At 63.4% G+C, this 18,392-nt stretch carries 20 protein-coding genes; 12 read left to right on the plus strand and 8 right to left on the minus strand.

Translation table 11 applies throughout. From position 1 onward, the window contains the following. Positions 1-41 precede the first annotated feature (41 nt). Positions 42-2,069 (plus strand): TRAP transporter permease, encoded by a 2,028-nt coding sequence (locus tag LOY35_RS17985; protein WP_258625322.1) that lies wholly within the window; start codon positions 42-44, stop codon positions 2,067-2,069. Continuing rightward, complete coding sequence (locus tag LOY35_RS17990) at positions 2,066-2,452, plus strand: DUF1850 domain-containing protein (protein WP_258625324.1); 387 nt, start codon at positions 2,066-2,068, stop codon at positions 2,450-2,452. The genes LOY35_RS17985 and LOY35_RS17990 overlap by 4 nt, the downstream gene beginning before the upstream one ends. Before the next feature lie 74 nt (positions 2,453-2,526). On the opposite strand, the gene LOY35_RS17995 is transcribed toward LOY35_RS17990, so the two are convergent. Then, entirely contained in the window at positions 2,527-3,618 is a 1,092-nt protein-coding gene (locus tag LOY35_RS17995) for an SMP-30/gluconolactonase/LRE family protein (RefSeq protein ID WP_258625325.1), read from the minus strand. A gap of 279 nt (positions 3,619-3,897) precedes the next feature. Between LOY35_RS17995 and LOY35_RS18000 the strand changes: the two genes are divergently transcribed. Both LOY35_RS18000 and LOY35_RS18005 read left to right on the plus strand, forming a co-directional pair. Then, positions 3,898-4,869: a DMT family transporter gene (locus LOY35_RS18000; RefSeq protein WP_258625327.1), complete on the plus strand. Its 972-nt coding sequence runs from the start codon at positions 3,898-3,900 to the stop codon at positions 4,867-4,869. A 275-nt stretch (positions 4,870-5,144) separates the two neighbouring features. After that, positions 5,145-6,005, plus strand: a complete 861-nt coding sequence (locus tag LOY35_RS18005; protein WP_258625329.1) for a CAP domain-containing protein — start codon at positions 5,145-5,147, stop codon at positions 6,003-6,005. Positions 6,006-6,023: 18 nt separating this feature from the next. Here the strand turns inward: LOY35_RS18005 and LOY35_RS18010 are convergent, their stop codons facing one another. The 4 genes from LOY35_RS18010 to ggt form a co-directional block, all read right to left on the minus strand. Continuing rightward, complete coding sequence (locus tag LOY35_RS18010) at positions 6,024-6,656, minus strand: DUF5074 domain-containing protein (RefSeq protein WP_258625330.1); 633 nt, start codon at positions 6,654-6,656, stop codon at positions 6,024-6,026. A gap of 34 nt (positions 6,657-6,690) precedes the next feature. After that, positions 6,691-7,917, minus strand: a complete 1,227-nt coding sequence (locus LOY35_RS18015; protein ID WP_258625332.1) for a helix-turn-helix domain-containing protein — start codon at positions 7,915-7,917, stop codon at positions 6,691-6,693. 66 nt (positions 7,918-7,983) lie between these two features. After that, positions 7,984-8,517, minus strand: a complete 534-nt coding sequence (locus LOY35_RS18020; RefSeq protein WP_258625334.1) for a cysteine hydrolase family protein — start codon at positions 8,515-8,517, stop codon at positions 7,984-7,986. Between the two features lie 69 nt (positions 8,518-8,586). Next, positions 8,587-10,314 carry a gamma-glutamyltransferase gene (ggt, locus tag LOY35_RS18025; RefSeq protein WP_258625335.1) on the minus strand — a complete coding sequence of 576 codons (1,728 nt, stop codon included), beginning with the start codon at positions 10,312-10,314 and terminating at the stop codon, positions 8,587-8,589. A 131-nt stretch (positions 10,315-10,445) separates the two neighbouring features. On the opposite strand from ggt, the gene LOY35_RS18030 reads away from it, so the two are divergent. Continuing rightward, a complete protein-coding gene (locus tag LOY35_RS18030; protein WP_258625338.1) occupies positions 10,446-10,880 on the plus strand; it encodes an N-acetyltransferase in 435 nt (144 codons plus the stop codon). A 181-nt stretch (positions 10,881-11,061) separates the two neighbouring features. Here LOY35_RS18030 and LOY35_RS18035 read toward each other — a convergent pair whose 3' ends face one another. After that, positions 11,062-11,412, minus strand: coding sequence for a hypothetical protein (locus tag LOY35_RS18035; protein WP_258625339.1), 351 nt, complete (start codon positions 11,410-11,412; stop codon positions 11,062-11,064). Between the two features lie 138 nt (positions 11,413-11,550). Here LOY35_RS18035 and LOY35_RS18040 point away from each other — a divergent pair, with 138 nt between their 5' ends. The 7 genes from LOY35_RS18040 (at position 11,551) to LOY35_RS18070 (ending at position 15,574) form a co-directional block, all read left to right on the plus strand. Continuing rightward, positions 11,551-11,886 (plus strand): DUF6388 family protein, encoded by a 336-nt coding sequence (locus LOY35_RS18040; protein ID WP_258625341.1) that lies wholly within the window; start codon positions 11,551-11,553, stop codon positions 11,884-11,886. 223 nt (positions 11,887-12,109) lie between these two features. Next, positions 12,110-12,502, plus strand: a complete 393-nt coding sequence (gene tusD, locus LOY35_RS18045) for a sulfurtransferase complex subunit TusD (protein WP_047701026.1) — start codon at positions 12,110-12,112, stop codon at positions 12,500-12,502. Beyond that, a complete protein-coding gene (tusC, locus tag LOY35_RS18050; protein WP_258633671.1) occupies positions 12,502-12,864 on the plus strand; it encodes a sulfurtransferase complex subunit TusC in 363 nt (120 codons plus the stop codon). Before tusD ends, tusC begins: the two co-directional genes overlap by 1 nt. Then, the gene (gene tusB, locus LOY35_RS18055) at positions 12,864-13,157 is read left to right on the plus strand and encodes a sulfurtransferase complex subunit TusB (RefSeq protein WP_258625344.1); all 294 of its coding nucleotides are present in this window, start codon (positions 12,864-12,866) and stop codon (positions 13,155-13,157) included. The genes tusC and tusB overlap by 1 nt, the downstream gene beginning before the upstream one ends. Beyond that, positions 13,154-13,489, plus strand: a complete 336-nt coding sequence (locus LOY35_RS18060) for a TusE/DsrC/DsvC family sulfur relay protein (protein ID WP_041023691.1) — start codon at positions 13,154-13,156, stop codon at positions 13,487-13,489. Before tusB ends, LOY35_RS18060 begins: the two co-directional genes overlap by 4 nt. Continuing rightward, positions 13,486-14,487, plus strand: a complete 1,002-nt coding sequence (locus LOY35_RS18065) for a glycosyl transferase family protein (RefSeq protein WP_258625348.1) — start codon at positions 13,486-13,488, stop codon at positions 14,485-14,487. Before LOY35_RS18060 ends, LOY35_RS18065 begins: the two co-directional genes overlap by 4 nt. A gap of 88 nt (positions 14,488-14,575) precedes the next feature. Next, complete coding sequence (locus tag LOY35_RS18070; RefSeq protein ID WP_258625349.1) at positions 14,576-15,574, plus strand: glutathione S-transferase family protein; 999 nt, start codon at positions 14,576-14,578, stop codon at positions 15,572-15,574. A 141-nt stretch (positions 15,575-15,715) separates the two neighbouring features. Here the strand turns inward: LOY35_RS18070 and cysG are convergent, their stop codons facing one another. Both cysG and serS read right to left on the minus strand, forming a co-directional pair. Continuing rightward, positions 15,716-17,110 carry a siroheme synthase CysG gene (cysG, locus tag LOY35_RS18075; protein ID WP_258625350.1) on the minus strand — a complete coding sequence of 465 codons (1,395 nt, stop codon included), beginning with the start codon at positions 17,108-17,110 and terminating at the stop codon, positions 15,716-15,718. Next, the gene (gene serS, locus LOY35_RS18080) at positions 17,111-18,391 is read right to left on the minus strand and encodes a serine--tRNA ligase (protein WP_258625351.1); all 1,281 of its coding nucleotides are present in this window, start codon (positions 18,389-18,391) and stop codon (positions 17,111-17,113) included. It lies immediately after the preceding gene. Between the last annotated feature and the right edge of the window lies 1 nt (position 18,392).

An 18,392-nucleotide genomic window follows, 5' to 3' on the forward strand; every position in this document is an offset into this window, starting at 1 on the left:
CTCCGGTTCGCACCTTCGATGCAGGCAAGAGGACATCTTTAATGAGTGAGATTCAGCCCGGCATTCCCGCCGACCCTCGGGACTGGCCCAGGACACTGTTCTACGTGGCCCTGCTGTTTTCGGTATTCCAGATCTTCACCGCGGCGTTCGCCCCCGTCTCCAGCCAGGTACTGCGTGCCGTACACGTGGGCTTCCTGTTGTGGGTGGTGTTCCTGAGTTATCCCGCCCATGGCACGGGTCGCCCCTGGCAGCCACTGGCATGGGTGCTGTCCCTGGCCGGCGTGACCACGGCCCTGTACCAATGGGTATTTGAAGCCGATCTGATCCAGCGCTCCGGTGACCTGACCGGCACGGACCTCATCGTCGGTATCGTGCTGATCGGATTGGTGTTCGAAGCTGCTCGACGGGTGATGGGCATTGCGCTGCCGTTGATCTGCGGCCTGTTCCTGGCCTATGGGCTGTTCGGCGAATACCTGCCGGGCGATCTGGCCCATCGCGGCTACGGTTTCGATCAGATCGTCAATCAACTGTCCTTCGGCACCGAGGGGCTGTACGGTACGCCGACCTACGTGTCGGCCACCTACATTTTCCTGTTCATCCTGTTCGGCGCCTTCCTCGAAAAAGCCGGGATGATCAAGCTGTTCACCGACTTTGCCATGGGCCTGTTCGGTCACAAGCTCGGCGGCCCGGCCAAGGTTGCCGTCGCCTCTTCCGCCTTGATGGGGACCATTACCGGCTCCGGCATTGCCAACGTGGTGACCACCGGGCAATTCACCATCCCGCTGATGAAGCGCTTCGGCTACAAAGCCGCGTTCGCTGGCGGCGTGGAAGCCACCTCCAGCATGGGCAGCCAATTGATGCCGCCGATCATGGGTGCCGTGGCGTTCATCATGGCCGAGACCATCAACGTGCCGTTCGTTGAAGTCGCCAAGGCCGCCTTGATTCCCGCGTGCCTGTACTTCGGCTCGGTGTTCTGGATGGTTCATCTCGAAGCCAAGCGCTCCAACCTCAAGGGCTTGCCCAAGGACCAGTGCCCCAGCGCACTGGGCGCCGTGAAAGACAACTGGTACCTGCTGATCCCGCTCGCCGTCCTGATCTATCTGCTGTTTTCCGGGCGCACGCCGCTTTTTTCCGGCATGGTGGGACTGGCGCTCACCGCCATCGTGATCCTCGGCTCGGCGATCATCCTGCGAGTGTCGAGCTTTGCCTTGCGCTGTGCTTTCTGGATTGCGCTGGGCATTTTGTGCGTGGGGTTCTTCCAACTGGGCATCGGTGTCATCTTTGCCGTGATCGCGGTGCTGGTCGTGGTCTGCTGGTTCATCAAGGGTGCGAGAGAAACCCTGACGATTTGCCTCGATGCACTGGTGGACGGCGCGCGGCATGCGGTTCCAGTAGGGATTGCCTGTGCCCTGGTGGGCACCATCATTGGCGTGGTGTCGCTGACCGGGGTGGCCTCGACCTTCGCCGGTTACATCCTGGCCATCGGCAAGGACAACCTGTTGCTGTCGTTGATCCTGACGATGCTCACCTGTCTGGTGCTCGGCATGGGCATCCCGACCATCCCCAACTACATCATCACCAGCTCGATCGCCGCGCCCGCCCTGCTGGAACTGGGCGTGCCGCTGATCGTGTCGCACATGTTCGTGTTCTACTTCGGCATCCTCGCCGACCTGACGCCACCCGTGGCGCTGGCTTGCTTCGCGGCTGCGCCCATTGCCAGGGAGACCGGCCTGAAAATCAGCTTCTGGGCGGTACGCATCGCGCTTGCAGGCTTCGTCATTCCGTTCATGGCAGTCTATAACCCGGCACTGATGCTCCAGGGTGACAACCTGTGGATGACGGCTTACATGCTGATCAAGACGATGCTGGCCGTCGGGCTCTGGGGCATGGCGTCCACCGGCCATCTGCAACAGAAAATGCCGATCTGGGAACGCCTGCTGTGCTTTGCCGCAGGCGCTTTGCTGGTCGTCGCCTTGCCGCTGACCGATGAGATTGGCTTCGTACTGGCCGGGCTGTTGATTTTCCAGCACCTATGGCGCTCGCGGCGCATCGGACGGGCCCTGGCGTGATCGGTTTATGCCTGGGCCTGGCCGGCGTGGCCTGGGCCCAGCTTCCCCTCCGGGATTTCACGCTGGCATGGAATCACACCATCGAGAAAATCCGCTGGGAGGAAGACTACCGCGTTACCGGGCAGGGGCTGGTGCTGGGTGAAGCCAGGGTCAAGGGCAACGGCGCCGGCATGGAGATTCCCGACGGTGCCTGGCTGAAAAACGGCAGCTGGCACTACCTGCGCCAATTGCCGCCCCTGCAACCGCTGAGACTGGGCCGCACACCCCAGGCTGGCGATTACCAACTGTGTTTGAATGGGCAATGTCAGCCAATGAGCCATTGGCTGGGGCCACCAACGGCAGATCAGCCGTTGGTGGAATTGTGGAGTTGCGACCCGTCCTGAGCCGCCCCACTGCGGCGAGGTTTTCCAGCCCCTCGCCGCAGTGAGCGACGCGGTCCGCGGTCCAGCCATTCCCATCAGCTGAATGTGGCGCCTCGGGTGTTCACGAACAGCGAATACAGCGAGTGGCTGCCGGCCATGAACAGCCGGTTACCCTCACGTCCGCCGAAGCAGACATTGGGGCAACGTTCCGGCAGGGAAATGTGCCCGATGGCTTTGCCTTCCGGGTTGAACACCCGTACACCATCAAGCTTTTCCAGGTCGGCCTTGGGGTCGCCATTGCCGCCCCAACCGCACCAGAGGTTGCCGCTTTCGTCGCACTTGATGCCATCGATGGCGGCGTAGTCCAGGCCTTCGATGTGCTTGCGCCGCTCACCCAGCGTACCGTTGTCCTTGACCGTGATTGCCCAGATCAGCCGGTTGGGCTTGGCCCTGCCTTCCACCACATAGAGAATCTTCTCGTCCGGGGAGAAACACAGGCCGTTCGGCCCCGCCAGGTCATCGATCACCCGGCTGACCTTGCCGGTTTCGCCGTCGACGCGGTACACCGCGTGGGGCTGGGACGGGGTGACCTTGTGGCCTTCGTAGTTGTTGCCGGTTTGAAACGGCGGGTCAGTAAACCAGACCGAACCGTCGCGCTTGCACACGATATCGTTGGGCGAGTTGAAAGGCTTGCCCTCGAAACTGTCCGCCAGCACGGTGATGGTGCCGTTGTGCTCGGTACGGGTGACGCGCCGCCCCTCGCTCGCGGTGGTGGAACCTTCGCACACCAGTAACCGCCCTTGGCGATCACGGCACATGCCGTTGGAGAAATTGGCGTTCTCGCGATACACCGACAGGCCGCCGGTAATCTCGTCCCAACGCACAATGCGGTTGTTGGGAATGTCGCTGACCAGCAGGTAACGGCCATCACCGATCCACACCGGGCCTTCGGCCCAGCGCAGTCCCGTGGCAAGTTTTTCCACACTGGCGTTGAAGATGCGCAGGTCCATGAAGCTGGGGTCGAGGATGTTGATCAACGGGTCGGGGTAACGCTGGCTCAACGGCTCGGCCTGGGTGAGCCCGGGCAGATTCCCGAGGGTGGCGGCAGCCGCCGAGACCACCAGGGATTTTTTCAGGAATACCCGGCGGCCTTGGTCAGCGGGGCTTGTCAGCTGTGAAGTTTCCATCGCGCGTCTCTCCGTTAATTATTATTGGACGGGGACGACAGTTTTACTACGTGATAAGACATCGTACAAGAATACTGTCTTCCTATCCGTTGACGGCCGGACGATATGTGAGGGCTCAAGCCAACAGACCTTCGAAGCTTTAGGGTGACTTCGAATGCTGCGCTACTTGTTCCACCGAATGAGATGAGGTAAAAATTCCGCCTAGTTGTACGATGACAACAATTAATATCACCGATCCGAGGCCTACGCTTCGACGGCCTTTCTTTTGAGAAACCTGCCATGCCCCGCTCTGCCGCTGCCTCGGACACCCCCACTCCATTTCCACGCCACCTCGCGGTGCTCGTCCTGCTGTGCATGGGGTGCGCCTTCGCTGGCAACCATGTGGCGGCGCGGGTGGCATTCGATGATGGCGCCGGCGTATTGCTGGCGATCCTGATGCGTTCGGGTGGAACCCTGCTGGTGCTGGCCTTGATGGTGCTATGGCAACGCCAGGGCCTGCGCCTTCCACCAGGCGCCTGGCGCTGGCAGTTGCTGCTTGGACTGTTGATCGGTACTCAAAGCCTGTGTCTGTACTCGGCGGTGGCGAGGGTCCCGGTGGCGCTGGCGCTGCTGGTGGGCAATGTGTTCCCGATTCTGCTCGCGCTGTTGACCTGGGCACTGGGCGGCCCTCGCCCCACCACCCGCACCGCCGCGCTGATGGGGATGATCCTGGTGGGCCTGGTGTTCGTGCTGGAGGTGCCGGCCCGGTTATCGTCCGAACAGAGCGTCGGCCCGCAATGGTTGCTGGGCGTCGGCCTGGCCTTCTGCGCGGCTTGTGCGTTCGCTTGCGCGCTGTGGATCACCGACCACAAACTGTCCCAGGTGCGCGGCTCGGTGCGTAGCCTGCTGACGATTTTCATTGTGTTCAGCAGCGTCAATCTCGCCGGCCTGAGCGGCGCCCTCCCCGGCGGCTTCAACCTGCCGGCCACCAGCACCGGCTGGTTGGCCCTGGCCACCCTGGTGACGCTCTACGGCACCGGATTTATCGTGTTGTTCATTTCCGTGCCGCGCCTGGACATGCCGCGCAATGCCCCGGTGATGAACGTCGAACCGTTGGCGACCCTGCTGATCGGCTGGCTGGTGCTGGACCAAATGCTCAGCCCCGGTCAGGTGCTCGGCGGCGCTATCGTGGTGGCCGGGATCGTGTTGTTGACCTATCGCAAGGTCGAACGGGTCAAGGTGACCGTGGCCGGAGCGCCTGGGCACAACTGAACCATCAGTCTCTCTTATCTTTATGGCGAGGGGATTTATCCCCGCTGGGCTGCACAGCAGCCCCCTATAGGCGCATCGATATTCCTGGGGATACCGCGTTATCGGGCTTTGGGGCCGCTACGCAGCCCAGCGGGGATGAATCCCCTCGCCACAGGGGGGTTGTGTGCCGCTGCTGAAACTTGTTTTCAAACCCGCAGTCCTACCCCAGCCGCTTTGCGGCTGATCGGCGCCAGGCCTGGCGCCCGCGCAACTCTCCCTCTTGAGCCGTCCGCCCCATGCGCCACCCTGTTCGCTCTTGCCGTTTCGTTTCGCTTTGCCTGCTCCCGTTGCTGCCCTTGCTCGCCAGCCCTGTCCATGCCCGGGGCGAGGGACAACTGGTGGACGCCATCAACGACTACCGCAGCCAGTCCCGCCGCTGTGAATGGCGTACGGTCCGGGCTTCCCCGCCCTTGGTGCTGCGTTCGCGCCTGGCCTTGCCGATCGGCTTTCGCGACGGCTTGCGGGAAACCTTGAAAGACGCCGGTTATCAAGCCCGGTCCGTGCGCAGCATCCGCCTGACGGACGCGCGGGATGCCGAAGAAGCCTTCGACATGCTGGCGGACGAGCACTGCGACGTCTTGCTGGACAACCAGTACGCCGACATCGGCGTCAACCGGGTCGGTGATGAGTGGCGAGTGGTGCTGGCGCAGCCCATGGGCGGTGCGCCGGTCGGCGACACTTCATCGATCGGCAAGGCGCTGCTGGCCCAGGTCAACGCGGCGCGGGCCAGGTCGCGTGTGTGTGGTCGCCAGCGCTTTGCTGCCGCCCGACCACTGAGCTGGAACGCCGCACTCGGCTCAGCCGCCCAGGGACACAGCCAGGCAATGGCCCACGGCAACTATTTCGCCCACCGCGACCCCGACGGCCGCTCCGTCGCCGACCGCGCCAAGGGCGCGGGCTTTCGTGGGCGCAAGATCGGCGAAAACATCGCCGCCGGCCAAGGCTCACCGAACCAGGCCATGCAAGACTGGCTCGCCAGCCCCGGGCATTGCGCCAACCTGATGAACCCGATGTTCACGCAAGTGGGCGCCGCCTCCGCCAACGACTCACGCAGCGATGCGGGGGTTTACTGGACGATGGTGTTTGGGGCGCCTTGATAGCACGATCGTTCCCCTTCACTCAGGCCGGCGAACCGCCCTCAACTTCCCGCTGCCGCCACCGCCGCAAAAGAACTGACCGGCGCCGTCGGACTCGAGCCCGGAGACCCCGACACCCGGAGGCATCGTCACGCTTTCCAATACCTGGGCGGTCTGCGGGTCGATGCGGCGCAGGTCGCTTTCATCGTTCTCCCAGGTGCCATGCCAGAGTTCGCCGTCGACCCAGGTCACGCCCGTGACGAAGCGGTTGGACTCGATGGTGCGCAGGATCTTGCCGCTGTCCGGATCGATCTGCAGGATCTTGCGCGCCTTGTATTGACCCACCCACAGCGAACCTTCGGCCCAGGCCAATCCTGAGTCATCGCCACTATTGGGGGCCGGGATGGTCGCCAGTACCTGGCCGCTGTTCGGGTCGATCTTGCGGATACTGTCGCCGGCGATCTGGAACAGATGTTTACCGTCGAAAGCGGTTCCAGCGTTGGCCGGGACATCCAGCGAGCGCGTCACCTGGCCGCTGGCGGGGTCGACCGCGTGCAGGTGTTCGCCTGAAGCAAACCAGACGCGCTCGCCGTCATGACTCACGCCGTGCACGCAATCGACGCCTGGAAAAGGGCCATACTCACGCAGGATCTGGGCATTTGTACGTTTCATCTTGCAAGCCTCATCGTAGGGGTGTGACTGCATCCTAACTATCGGGCAGCAACGCAGTGAGTAACAATACCGTCGCGAATCCGGGCATCGGTGGCGCCATCCAGCGACGGGCGCGCCCACAGCCGAAGGCTTGTACCTTGCCCGTCCCGGACAGCCTGTCCAGGGCCCGTTGCACGGTTCGCTGACTGGCGCCCAAGGCCAGCGCGAGGGCCGAACTGGACCAGGATTCACCGTCGGCCAACAACGCCAGCACGGCGCCATGGGGTTCCTCGACGGGACGCGCCAGCACCGCCACGTCGACGCCACCGCGGGGGACCAACACAAACCCGCGCCGGGTCGCCGTCACCTCGGCCAACGGACCCAGCGCCGCCCGCAACCGACCGATTTCGACCCGCAACCGAGCGCGATGGGAGTCATCCGTCAGCTTCATGCCAAATGCCTGGGTCATCAGGGCTTCGCGCGACGTATCGGCCGGCCAGGCGCGCGCCAGCCCCAAGGTCAGCGCGAACAGCACCGGGCGCTTGGCAAGGGACACCCGTGTGTCCGCCCTGCTTACCCCATATCGACAGGCATCCACCACCAGCGTCTGCCTGGCCAGCAGTGTTTCAACGTCCTCAAGGACCAATAAATGCTCTTCGCCTCGTGTAATCAGGCGCGCGGCGGGCGTTTGCAGAAGGAGCCAGGCATTTTCCACCTCGGCGCTCAGGGCTGCGATGCCCGCTTGCCGGGCGGCCTCTCCCGCACGTTCAAGGGCGGCGCGAGCGGCTTTCGTGTGCAGCCGCCGGATGGCAATCCCGGCGGCAACCAGTTCGCAAGTGGCTCTGGATGCAGGGGGAAGACAGGCAGGGTCCAGGTCGATGAGCCTGAGCTCGGCCTCATCGAGCTGGCCGACCAACAACAGGCGACGGATTTCGATCGAACGCGCATGGGCTGCATTCCGGTGATCACCATGGGCCTCGAGAACGGCCCGCGCGGCATCGAGCCGCTTCATCGGCCAGCCCAGGTCGCGGGCCGCCAGGGCAATCTCCCCTTCGGCAACCACACACCGCGCCCGGGCCAATGCGTCGCCGGCGCCGAAGGCTCGGACCGCGCGACGCAGCAAGTCCCTGGCACGCCCCAGATCGCCCAACTGCGCCATGGAAATACCGCGCAGTGCGAGCGCCGGCGCGTCGTCGCGCAGGGCGATACGGTTCAGTGCAGCCACTGGATCCCCGGCGGCCAGGGCGCGGGCTGCCGCGGCGATCAAGGGGTCCGCTGGCATGGTTCTCCTTTGAGTGATGACGGGATGTGGCCGCTGGCGTTCAGAGCGCCACACTACGAGGCCGGGTCAGAGACGCACATCCTGCGCCGGCAGCACATCAATCCGTGACACCGCGCTGCTCAGGCGTCCCAAGCGTTCATTGTGGTTGGCGATGATCTGCTCTGCCGCCAGGCTGCCGTTGTCCACGGTGGTGTGGGCATCGGCCACCAGGACCACTTCGTAGCCCAGGGTATGAGCCTGGCGCACCGTGGCGTTGACGCAATAGTCGGTCTGCATGCCGCAGATCACCAGGCGATCGATGCTTCGGGCCTGCAGCAACGACAGCAGGTCCGTCTGGTAGAACGCGTCTGGCGTGGTCTTGCGCACCCGCAGGTCGTCGGCGGCGGTCAACAGGCCGTCGGCCAGTTGCCAGGCCGCAGAGCCGTACAACAGCGGACCTTGCAGTTCTTCGTGCTGGACCAGGATCACCGGCAGTTCCAGAGCCCTGGCCCTGGCGCTGAGGTCGTTGATGGTCCCGATGACGCGCTGGCTCTCGAAACATTCTTCTTCACCGGTGCACAGAGCGCTCTGGACATCGATGATCAACAAAGCGGTGCTCATGATTTGCCTCTTCAAAACAGTGACGAACAGCGAGGGGGGCTGCCGAAGTCTGCGGCAACCCCCATCTATTTAATAGCCCAACGATAACCCCGTGTTGCGACGTGGATCGTTGGCCCCGTAGAACCGATTCTTGCCCACCGGCTTCCCACCCAGCGACGGGGCGCCCACCAGAATCGCGGCAACGTGGTTGGGGTCCTGGGGACCTGCGAACTTATGCCCCCAGCTTTCCAGGATTTTTTGCGTGTCGGGGCTGGCGGCGAAGGTTTCCAGGTTGGTCTGCTCGGGCATCCACTGCTGATGGAAGCGCGGCGCGTCGACGGCTTCCTGCAGGTTCATGCCGTAGTCGATCACATTGAGGATCGTCAGCAATGTCGCGGTGATGATCCGGCTGCCGCCCGGCGTCCCCACCACCATGACGGTCTTGCCGTCCTTGGTGACGATGGTCGGGCTCATGGATGACAGCGGTGCCTTGCCCGGCGCGATGGCGTTGGCCTCCCCCTGCACCAGGCCATACATGTTGGGGACGCCGATCTTGGCGGTGAAATCGTCCATTTCATCGTTGAGGATCACCCCGGTCTTGCTCGCCATGACGCCCGCGCCGAACCAGTCGTTGAGGGTGTAGGTGACGGAGACGGCGTTGCCCCACTTGTCGACGATGGAGTAGTGGGTGGTGTTGCTGCCTTCGTGAGGCGCCACGCCGGGCTTGATCGCGTGCGAGTCACCGGCCTTTTGCGGTTCGATGGCGGCCCGCAGTTTGGCGGCGTAGTTTTTGTCCAGCAGATGGTCGATGGGGTTCTGCACGAAGTCCGGGTCACCCAGATAGCTATTGCGATCCACATAGGCATGGCGCATGGCTTCGATCTGGTAGTGCATGCCCTGGGCCGAATGGAAGCCCAACTCCTTCATCGGATAGCCGTCGAGGATGTTCATGATCTGGCACAGCACCACCCCGCCGGAACTGGGCGGCGGTGCCGAGACGATGTGGTAGCCCCGATAGTCGCACTCCACCGGCGCCAGCTCGCGTGTCTTGTACTTGTCCAGGTCGGCCTGGGTGATGATGCCTTTGTTGGCCTGGCTGGAGGTGACGAGGGCATCGGCGACCCAGCCCTTGTAGAAACCGTCGGCGCCCTTGGCGGAGATTTCCCGCAGGGTCTTGGCGAGGTCTTTCTGTACCAGCTTCTGGCCGACCTGCATCGGTTCGCCGTTGTGCAGGAAAATCGAACCCGAGTCACGCATGTCCTTCTTGAACACGTCGGTGGCGGTCTCCAGCAGGTCGACGTCGCCCTGCTCCAGGGTGAAACCGTCCTCGGCAAAGCGGATGGCCGGGGCGATCAGCTCGGCCCTGGGTTTGCTGCCGTATTTCTTCAGCGCCAGCTCCATGCCAGACACCGTGCCGGGCACACCCACCGCCAGGTGCCCGCGAGTGCTGAGATCGGGGACGACGTTGCCGTCCTTGTCCAGGTACATATCGGCCGTGGCGGCCAACGGCGCTTTCTCGCGGAAATCCAGGAAGGTCTTGCGCCCATCGGCCAATTGCAGGGTCATGAAACCACCGCCCCCCAGGTTCCCCGCCGCCGGGTACACCACCGCCAGGGCATACCCCACCGCCACCGCCGCATCCACGGCATTGCCGCCGTTCTTGAGCACATCGACGCCCACGTGGGTGGCCAGGTGCTGGGCGGTGACCACCATGCCGTTCTCGGCGGCGACCGGGGCCTGGGAGGCGGCCTGCACGTAAAAGCAACTGAGGGTCAGGGATGTCGCAACCAGGGTCCGGGTCAAGGATTCGAACTTCATGAGCCACTCTCTTCTTGTTTTTGAAATCCAAGGAAGTATGGCCCGGTTTGCGAAATGCGCCCGTTCACTGCCGGACGGTCTTTTGGGGTAGGCTCATGCCGTTCATCCTCCCCGCAATAAGGACATCGCCGATGACGCTACGAATCGAACGTACATTCACCCCCACGGCTGAAGACCGCGAGGCCATCCTGGTCCCGCTGCGTGCCTACAACACCGCCAAGACCGGCGGAACGGTACCGGAACTGGTCGCCTGGCTGGTACGGGACGAACACAGCAATGAAATCGTGGGCGGGCTCTACGGTCGGGTGTTCTTCCGCTGGTTCTATATCGAGTTGCTGGTGGTGCCGGAACAGGCCCGAGGCCAGGGCACGGGGTCGGCATTGATGCACAAGGCCGAAGAGCTGGCCAGGGAGAAGAACTGCGTCGGCATCTGGCTGGACACGTTCGACTTCCAGGCGCCAGAGTTCTACCGCAAGCACGGCTTCACGGAAATCGGCCAGATCGACGACTATCCACCGGGTCACCAGCACTTCTTCTTCCAGAAGCGCCTGACCCAGCCTGCTTGAAACACACCCCACTGTGGGAGCGAGCCTGCTCGCGAAAGCGATCTACCCTTCAACACTGTCGCCGGCAGACCCACCGCCATCGCGAGCAGGCTCGCTCCCACACTGGTTCCGGACTGGCCGCAAGATCTCTATCCACCACCAATCCCTGTGGGAGCGAGCCTGCTCGCGATGCTCTACCGGCCTACAGGCATGTCGCCAACGCCGCCAACCGGCGCTTGGCCATGAAATCGTCATGCTTGGCGTAGTAGTTCAACGTCGTACCGGATGCGCCGGTTTCCAGGTCGACAAAGGATTCAGCAGAACGGGTGTACACCGTCGAGCCGCCTTTCTTGTTCGGTTGCAGGTAGGCTCCGGCATCGACGCCGAACACCGCCTCGTCCTGCCAGGAAAACTGCACGCACTGGGCCACGATCTGTTCAGGTTTGTCCGAGGCCAGCGTCTTGTAAGGCGCCTGGTTCCGGGCCTGGTTCATCGCCGAACCCGCGCAGCCGGCCAGCAAGGTGGCGGCCAGGGCCACCGTCAGCATTCGCATTGCGTTCACTCATCGAGAAAAAAACGGACTGTAGCACCGCGCTCCCGGTCTTCGTGCTGCTTTACTGAAATTTATACGCGACACCGGACGACGATTCGCGCAACCTGTCACGCCTTTTGTCATCACCAGAGAGTCACCATGGCGGCCACCGAACAGCAACATGAGCGGGCGTTGGAAAAGTTTCTCGACGAGCGCCCCGAACTGCGCGCCGAACTGGACCACCTCAACCCACTGCTGGCCCAAGCCAAGGGCGAGACAGCGGAACAGTACCGCGCCGAGCGGCTGCATGAGGCCTTCGAAGCCGAGGCCGAGCGCCAGGGCCTGTTCGCCTGGGAACTGACCCTGCAATTGACCGCCGCCTCGCCAGAGGACTACCAGGCCCAGCGGATGGACGTGCACAGGGAAGTGGCAGAGATGGCGGGGATGGATTGGGCGGAATATTGCGAGTTGCATGGGCTCACGGACGACCGCTGAACCACTGTGGCGAGGGGATTTATCCCCGCTGGGCTGCGCAGCAGCCCCAAAACCAGCCAACTCGATCTATCTGACCCACCGGGATGTTGAGATCAGGGGCTGCGTTGCAGCCCAGCGGGGATAAATCCCCTCGCAACAAGGATGTCCTCACAATCCTGCGGCGCCAATCGCCCCTCCGCCCATAAAGCTTTATCATGGCCGCAGTTTGCTGATCGGATCTGCCATGAAGTTCGCCATTGCGCTGTTTTCCGCCGCCCATGCGCCGTCCTCGCGCCGTGCCTTGCTGTTCGCCCAGGCCGCGCTGGCCGGCGGACATGAGATCGTGCGGCTGTTTTTCTATCAGGACGGTGTCTACAACGCCGACAGCGGCGTGGTCACCCCCCAGGACGAACAGGACCTGCCTAAACAGTGGCGCAGCTTTGTCAGCGACCACCAGCTCGACGGCGTGGTCTGCATCGCGGCGGCGTTGCGCCGTGGGGTGTTGAATGCCGAAGAAGCCCAGCGCTATCAACGCTCGGCCGTGAGCGTCGAGGCTCCCTGGGCCCTGTCCGGGCTCGGCCAGTTGCACGACGCGATCCAGGATGCCGACCGCTTGATCTGTTTTGGAGGCCCATGATGGCCAAGTCCCTGTTGCTCATCAGCCGCCAGTCCCCATGGTCGGGCCCCGGCGCCCGGGAAGCATTGGACATCGTCCTGGCCGGCGGGGCGTTCGACCTGCCCATCGGCCTGCTGTTTCTCGACGACGGCGTGCACCAGCTGCTCGCTGGCCAGAATGCCAAGGCCGTCCAGCAAAAAGACCTGAGCGCGAATTTGCAGGCATTGCCCATGTTCGGCGTCGAAGACCTTTTCGTCTGCGCAGACAGCGCCGCCGAACGCGGCATCGACACCGATGCGCTGGCCCTGGCTGACCTGAAGGTACTCACCGCGCCGGACATCACCGCTCTCATTGACCGTTACGACCAGGTGATCACCCTCTGATGTCGACTTTGCATGTGTTGTCCCATTCACCCTTCGGCGATAACCGTCTCACCAGTTGCCTGCGGGTCCTGGGAGACAAGGACGCGCTGCTGCTGTGTGGCGACGCGACTTACGCCTTGCAGCCCGGCACCGCACCGTTTGCACAAATGCAGGCCGCCAGCCTGAAGCTGTTCGCACTGGCCGAAGACGTCCAGGCCCGAGGCTTGCTGGCACCGGACTGGGCCAAGGCCATCGACTACCCGGCCTTCGTCGAACTGTCGATCCTGCATGACAAGGTCAACACCTGGCTATGAACGCGCTGAACGTAGGCGAACGCGCCATCGCGCTGGACAAGGACGGCTACCTTGCCGACCGGGACGACTGGTCAGCAGAGGTGGCTACGGCCCTGGCCGCCGCCGAAGACATCGAGTTGAGCCCCGAGCACTGGGAAATCCTCGAACTGCTGCGGGCTTTCTACGACGAATTCCAGCTCTCCCCCGCCACCCGGCCGCTGATCAAGTACACCGCGCTGAAACTGGGCGCCGACAAGGGCAACAGCCTGCACCTGAACCGATTGTTCAAAGGCACTCCAGCCAAACTCGCCGCCAAGCTGGCGGGCCTGCCCAAACCGACGAATTGCTTATGACCGACTTTCCATCGCTGACCCTCGAGACTCCGGCTGAACATCCGTTCGCCCAGTTCGTGCGCATCCTGGGCAAAGGCAAGCGCGGTGCCCGTGACCTGACCCGGGACGAAGCTCGCGAGGCCATGGGCATGGTGCTCGACGAACAGGTCGAGGACACCCAGCTTGGCGCCTTCCTGATGCTGTTGCGGCACAAGGAAGAAAGCGCCGAGGAAATGGCCGGCTTCACCGAAGCCCTGCGCGCACGCCTGGATGCCCCGGCGCTGGCGGTGGACCTCGACTGGCCGACCTACGCTGGCAAGAAGCGTCATCTGCCCTGGTACCTGCTCGCGGCCAAGTGCCTCGGCCAGAACGGCGTGCGAATCTTCATGCACGGCGGCGGTGCCCATACGGCGGGTCGGCTTTATACCGAACAGTTGCTGGGGTTTCTGCACATCCCGCTGTGCCGTGACTGGCAGCAGGTCGGCACGGCGCTGGACAACGGCGGCCTGGCTTTCATGCCGCTGGTGGACTGGGCGCCCCAGATGCAGCGCATGATCGACCTGCGCAACACCCTGGGCCTGCGCTCGCCGATCCACTCCCTGGCGCGGATCCTCAACCCGTTGAAGGCCCGGTGCGGGTTGCAGAGCATCTTCCATCCCGGCTATCAGGCCGTGCATCGCGATGCCAGCGGCTTGCTGGGGGATACGACTATCGTGATCAAGGGCGACGGTGGCGAGATCGAGATCAACCCGGATGCCGACAGTCACCTGTATGGCACCAGCGGCGGCGCGAGCTGGGATGAGGAATGGCCACGGCTGTCACAACAGCGTCACGTCAAGCCGGAGAGCCTCGACCCTGAACACCTGAAAGCCCTCTGGCGCGGTGACGTGGAGGACAGCTACCCGCAACTCGCGCTGGTCGCCACCATGGCCCTGGCCTTGCGCGGCCTCGGCCTGGCGCGTGAAGAGGCGTTCGAGCGGGCCCGGCAGTATTGGGATGCCCGGGATCGATCGATTTAATCGATCATCAACGCCCAACCTTTGCGCTTTTAGTTCGAACCTATCCGAATAGACTCGCCTCCAATGTTTATTGGCCGAGGAGATCGAGATGGGTTTGTTAGTCGAAGGCCGCTGGCAAGATCAGTGGTATGAGAGCAAGGACGGCACCTTCCAGCGCGAACAGGCGCAGCGCCGTCACTGGATCACCGCCGACGGCAGCGCCGGCCCCACGGGCGAAAACAGCTTTGCCGCCGAGGCCGGACGTTACCATTTGTACGTGTCCCTGGCCTGCCCCTGGGCCCATCGCACCCTGATCTATCGCAAGCTCAAGGGCCTGGAAGACCTGATCGATGTCTCGGTGGTCAGCTACCTGATGCTGGAAAACGGCTGGACCTTCGACAAGGCCCACGGCTCCACCGGCGACAAACTGGACAACCTGCGCTTCCTGCACCAGCGCTACACCGCCGATACCCCGGATTACACCGGCCGCGTCACCGTACCGGCGTTGTGGGACAAGCGCCAACAGCGCATCGTGAACAACGAATCGGCGGAAATCATCCGCATGTTCAACAGCGCTTTCAATGACCTGACCGGCAACCACCTGGACCTGTATCCCGAACACCTGCGCAGCAAGATCGATGCGCTGAACGAACGGATCTATCCAGCGGTGAACAACGGCGTCTACCGTGCCGGGTTCGCCACCACCCAACAGGCTTACGAAGAAGCGTTCGACCAATTGTTTGCCGAACTCGACCGGTTGGATGCACTGCTGGGCTTACAGCGCTACCTGGCCGGCGAATACCTGACCGAAGCGGATATCCGCCTGTTCACCACCATGATCCGTTTCGATGCGGTGTATTTCGGCCACTTCAAATGCAACCTGCGGCGCATCGCCGACTACCCGAACCTGTCGAACTGGCTGCGGGAACTGTATCAATGGCCGGGCATTGCCGAGACGGTGGATCTCACTCACATCCAGCGGCATTACTACGGCAGCCACAAGACCATCAATCCCAACGGGATCGTGCCCAAGGGGCCGGAGCAGGATTTCAACGGGGCCCATGATCGGGCGCGGTTGGCGGGGAAAGGGATCTGGGGCGGGGACTGATCAGAGAGTTTCGCTGTATGGGAGGGCCTCATCGCGAGCAGGCTCGCTCCCACACTGGCTGGGTGTAACCAGGCATTTATGGTTGTACCCAGATCCTATGTGGGAGCGCGCCTGCTCGCGATTGAAGGCGACACGGTCTCGCTAGACCTGCCCCTGAGCCCCTTCGAACCACGCCAGTTTCTCGCGCAGTTGCACCACTTCCCCCACGATCACCAGCGTCGGCGCATGGACCTCATGCTCGGCCACCAGCTTCGGCAGATTCGCCAGAGTGCCGGTGAACACCCGCTGGTTGGACGTCGTGCCTTGCTGGATCAGCGCCGCCGGCGTATCGGCCGCGCGACCGTGCTTGATCAGCTCGCTGCAGATGCTCGGCAGCCCCACCAGGCCCATGTAGAACACCAGGGTCTGGGCCGGGGCCACCAGGTCTGCCCATGGCAGATCAGTGGTGCCGTCCTTGAGATGGCCGGTGATAAAACGCACCGACTGGGCGTAGTCGCGATGGGTCAGTGGAATACCGGCGTAAGCCGCACAACCACTGGCCGCGGTGATACCCGGGACGACCTGGAACGGGATGCCCTGGGCCGCCAGCTCTTCGATCTCTTCACCACCGCGCCCGAAGATGAACGGATCGCCGCCTTTGAGGCGCACCACCCGCTTGCCTTGCCGGGCCAACTGGACCAACTGCTGGTTGATCTGGTCCTGAGGCACGGCATGCTCGGCGCGGCGCTTGCCGACGTAAACCCGCTCGGCGTCACGCCGGCATAGCTCAAGGATCGCGGGCGCGACGAGACGGTCGTACAGCACCACGTCGGCCTGCTGCATCAAACGCAAGGCGCGGAAGGTCAGCAGATCCGGATCACCCGGCCCGGCTCCCACCAGGTAGACCTCACCCGGTGCGTGCGGCGCCTGGCCGGCGATTTTCTCGCGCAGCAGACGCTCGGCTTCGGCACCCTGCCCGGCCAATTGGCGGTCGGCGATGGGGCCCTGGAACACCTCTTCCCAGAACGCCCGGCGTTGTTGCACATCCGGGAACAGCCGTTTGACCTGATTGCGAAACTGCGCCGCCAAACCCGCCAGTTGCCCGTAGGTCGAGGGAATCCAGGTTTCCAGCTTGGCCCGGATCAGCCTTGCCAGCACCGGCGCATCGCCGCCGCTGGACACCGCGATTACCAGTGGCGAGCGGTCGACGATGGCCGGGAAGATCACGCTGCACAGGGCCGGCGCATCCACCACGTTGACCGGCACACAACGCTTGTGGGCATCGGCCGACACCCGGGCATTGAGGGTTTCGTCGTCAGTGGCGGCGATGATCAGCCCGCAACCGTCCAGGTCCGCTTCGAGGTAACCGCGCAGAACGCATTCCCCCCCGCTGCCACTGACCAGTTCCCGCAGTTGCGGCTCGATTTCGGGTGCGACCACCCGCAGCAGCGCACCGGCATCGACCAGCAGGCGGGACTTGCGCAAGGCAATCTCGCCGCCGCCGACCACCAGCACGCGGCTGCCGCGCAGGTTATGGAACAGTGGCAGATAGTCCATTTAGCCGATGACCTCGATGCCGCCCATGTACGGCTTCAACACCTCGGGCACACGGATCGAGCCGTCGGCCTGCTGGTAGTTTTCCAGCACCGCCACCAGGGTACGACCCACCGCCAGGCCAGAGCCATTGAGGGTGTGGACCAGTTCCGGCTTGCCGGTTTCAGGGTTGCGATAACGCGCCTGCATGCGACGGGCCTGGAAATCGCCGCAGTTGGAGCACGACGAAATCTCGCGGTATTTGTCCTGGCTCGGAATCCACACTTCCAGGTCGTAGGTCTTGACCGCGCTGAATCCCATGTCGCCGGTGCACAGGGCCAGGGTCCGATACGGCAGCTCCAGCAGTTGCAAGACCTTCTCGGCGTTGGCGGTCAGGCTTTCCAGGGCTTCCATGGATTTTGTCGGTTCGACGATCTGCACCATCTCGACCTTGTCGAACTGGTGCTGGCGGATCATGCCGCGGGTATCGCGGCCCGACGCCCCGGCTTCACTGCGGAAGCATGGCGTATGGGCAACGAACTTGATCGGCAGTTGCTTGGCGTCGACGATCTCGCCGGCGACGATGTTGGTCAGCGACACTTCGGCCGTCGGGATCAGGTACAGGTCGGCTTCGCCTTCGCGGCCGATCTTGAACAGGTCTTCCTCGAACTTCGGCAACTGGCCGGTGCCTTGCAGGGCCGGAGCCTGAACCAGATACGGGGTGTAGGCTTCCTCGTAACCGTGCTCGGTGACGTGCAGGTTGATCATGAACTGGGCCAGGGCCCGATGCAGGCGGGCAATGGGTCCGCGCAGCAAGGCAAAACGGGCGCCGGACAGCTTGGCAGCGGTTTCGAAGTCCAGCCAGCCGAACTTCTCGCCCAGGGCCACGTGGTCCTGCACCGGGAAATCGAACGCTGTGGGCGTGCCCCAGCGACGGACTTCGACGTTGCCCTCTTCGTCTTCACCGACCGGCACCGACTCGTGGGGCAGGTTCGGGATGCCCAGCAGGATCGAATCGAGTTCGGACTGGATCTTGTCCAGGGCCACCTTGCCGTTGTTGAGCTCGGTGCCCATGCTCTCGACGTTCGCCATCAACGGCGCAATGTCTTCACCGCGCTGCTTGGCCTGGCCGATGCTCTTGGAGATCGCATTACGCTCGGCCTGCAGCTTTTCAGTCTGGGTCTGGACGGTCTTGCGCTGCTCTTCCAGCGCTTCGATGCGCGCGACGTCCAGGGCGAAGCCACGGGACGCCAGGCGGTCCGCTACGTCCTGAAGGTTGCTGCGTAACAATTTGGAATCGAGCATG

This window comes from Pseudomonas sp. B21-028, from assembly GCF_024749045.1.
Taxonomy (GTDB): domain Bacteria; phylum Pseudomonadota; class Gammaproteobacteria; order Pseudomonadales; family Pseudomonadaceae; genus Aquipseudomonas.

What these genes read in the sequence shown, in the direction of transcription:
- LOY35_RS17985 (WP_258625322.1), top strand. Translation starts at nt 42, where the DNA reads ATGAGTGAGATTCAGCCCGGCATTCCCGCCGACCCTCGGGACTGGCCC.
- LOY35_RS18030 (WP_258625338.1), top strand. Translation starts at nt 10,446, where the DNA reads ATGACGCTACGAATCGAACGTACATTCACCCCCACGGCTGAAGACCGC.
- cysG (WP_258625350.1), bottom strand. Translation starts at nt 17,110, where the DNA reads ATGGACTATCTGCCACTGTTCCATAACCTGCGCGGCAGCCGCGTGCTG.
- LOY35_RS18040 (WP_258625341.1), top strand. Translation starts at nt 11,551, where the DNA reads ATGGCGGCCACCGAACAGCAACATGAGCGGGCGTTGGAAAAGTTTCTC.
- LOY35_RS18060 (WP_041023691.1), top strand. Translation starts at nt 13,154, where the DNA reads ATGAACGCGCTGAACGTAGGCGAACGCGCCATCGCGCTGGACAAGGAC.
- LOY35_RS18065 (WP_258625348.1), top strand. Translation starts at nt 13,486, where the DNA reads ATGACCGACTTTCCATCGCTGACCCTCGAGACTCCGGCTGAACATCCG.
- LOY35_RS18035 (WP_258625339.1), bottom strand. Translation starts at nt 11,412, where the DNA reads ATGCGAATGCTGACGGTGGCCCTGGCCGCCACCTTGCTGGCCGGCTGC.
- LOY35_RS18015 (WP_258625332.1), bottom strand. Translation starts at nt 7,917, where the DNA reads ATGCCAGCGGACCCCTTGATCGCCGCGGCAGCCCGCGCCCTGGCCGCC.
- LOY35_RS17995 (WP_258625325.1), bottom strand. Translation starts at nt 3,618, where the DNA reads ATGGAAACTTCACAGCTGACAAGCCCCGCTGACCAAGGCCGCCGGGTA.
- tusD (WP_047701026.1), top strand. Translation starts at nt 12,110, where the DNA reads ATGAAGTTCGCCATTGCGCTGTTTTCCGCCGCCCATGCGCCGTCCTCG.
- LOY35_RS18070 (WP_258625349.1), top strand. Translation starts at nt 14,576, where the DNA reads ATGGGTTTGTTAGTCGAAGGCCGCTGGCAAGATCAGTGGTATGAGAGC.
- LOY35_RS18010 (WP_258625330.1), bottom strand. Translation starts at nt 6,656, where the DNA reads ATGAAACGTACAAATGCCCAGATCCTGCGTGAGTATGGCCCTTTTCCA.
- serS (WP_258625351.1), bottom strand. Translation starts at nt 18,391, where the DNA reads ATGCTCGATTCCAAATTGTTACGCAGCAACCTTCAGGACGTAGCGGAC.
- ggt (WP_258625335.1), bottom strand. Translation starts at nt 10,314, where the DNA reads ATGAAGTTCGAATCCTTGACCCGGACCCTGGTTGCGACATCCCTGACC.
- LOY35_RS18020 (WP_258625334.1), bottom strand. Translation starts at nt 8,517, where the DNA reads ATGAGCACCGCTTTGTTGATCATCGATGTCCAGAGCGCTCTGTGCACC.
- tusC (WP_258633671.1), top strand. Translation starts at nt 12,502, where the DNA reads ATGGCCAAGTCCCTGTTGCTCATCAGCCGCCAGTCCCCATGGTCGGGC.
- LOY35_RS18000 (WP_258625327.1), top strand. Translation starts at nt 3,898, where the DNA reads ATGCCCCGCTCTGCCGCTGCCTCGGACACCCCCACTCCATTTCCACGC.
- tusB (WP_258625344.1), top strand. Translation starts at nt 12,864, where the DNA reads ATGTCGACTTTGCATGTGTTGTCCCATTCACCCTTCGGCGATAACCGT.
- LOY35_RS18005 (WP_258625329.1), top strand. Translation starts at nt 5,145, where the DNA reads ATGCGCCACCCTGTTCGCTCTTGCCGTTTCGTTTCGCTTTGCCTGCTC.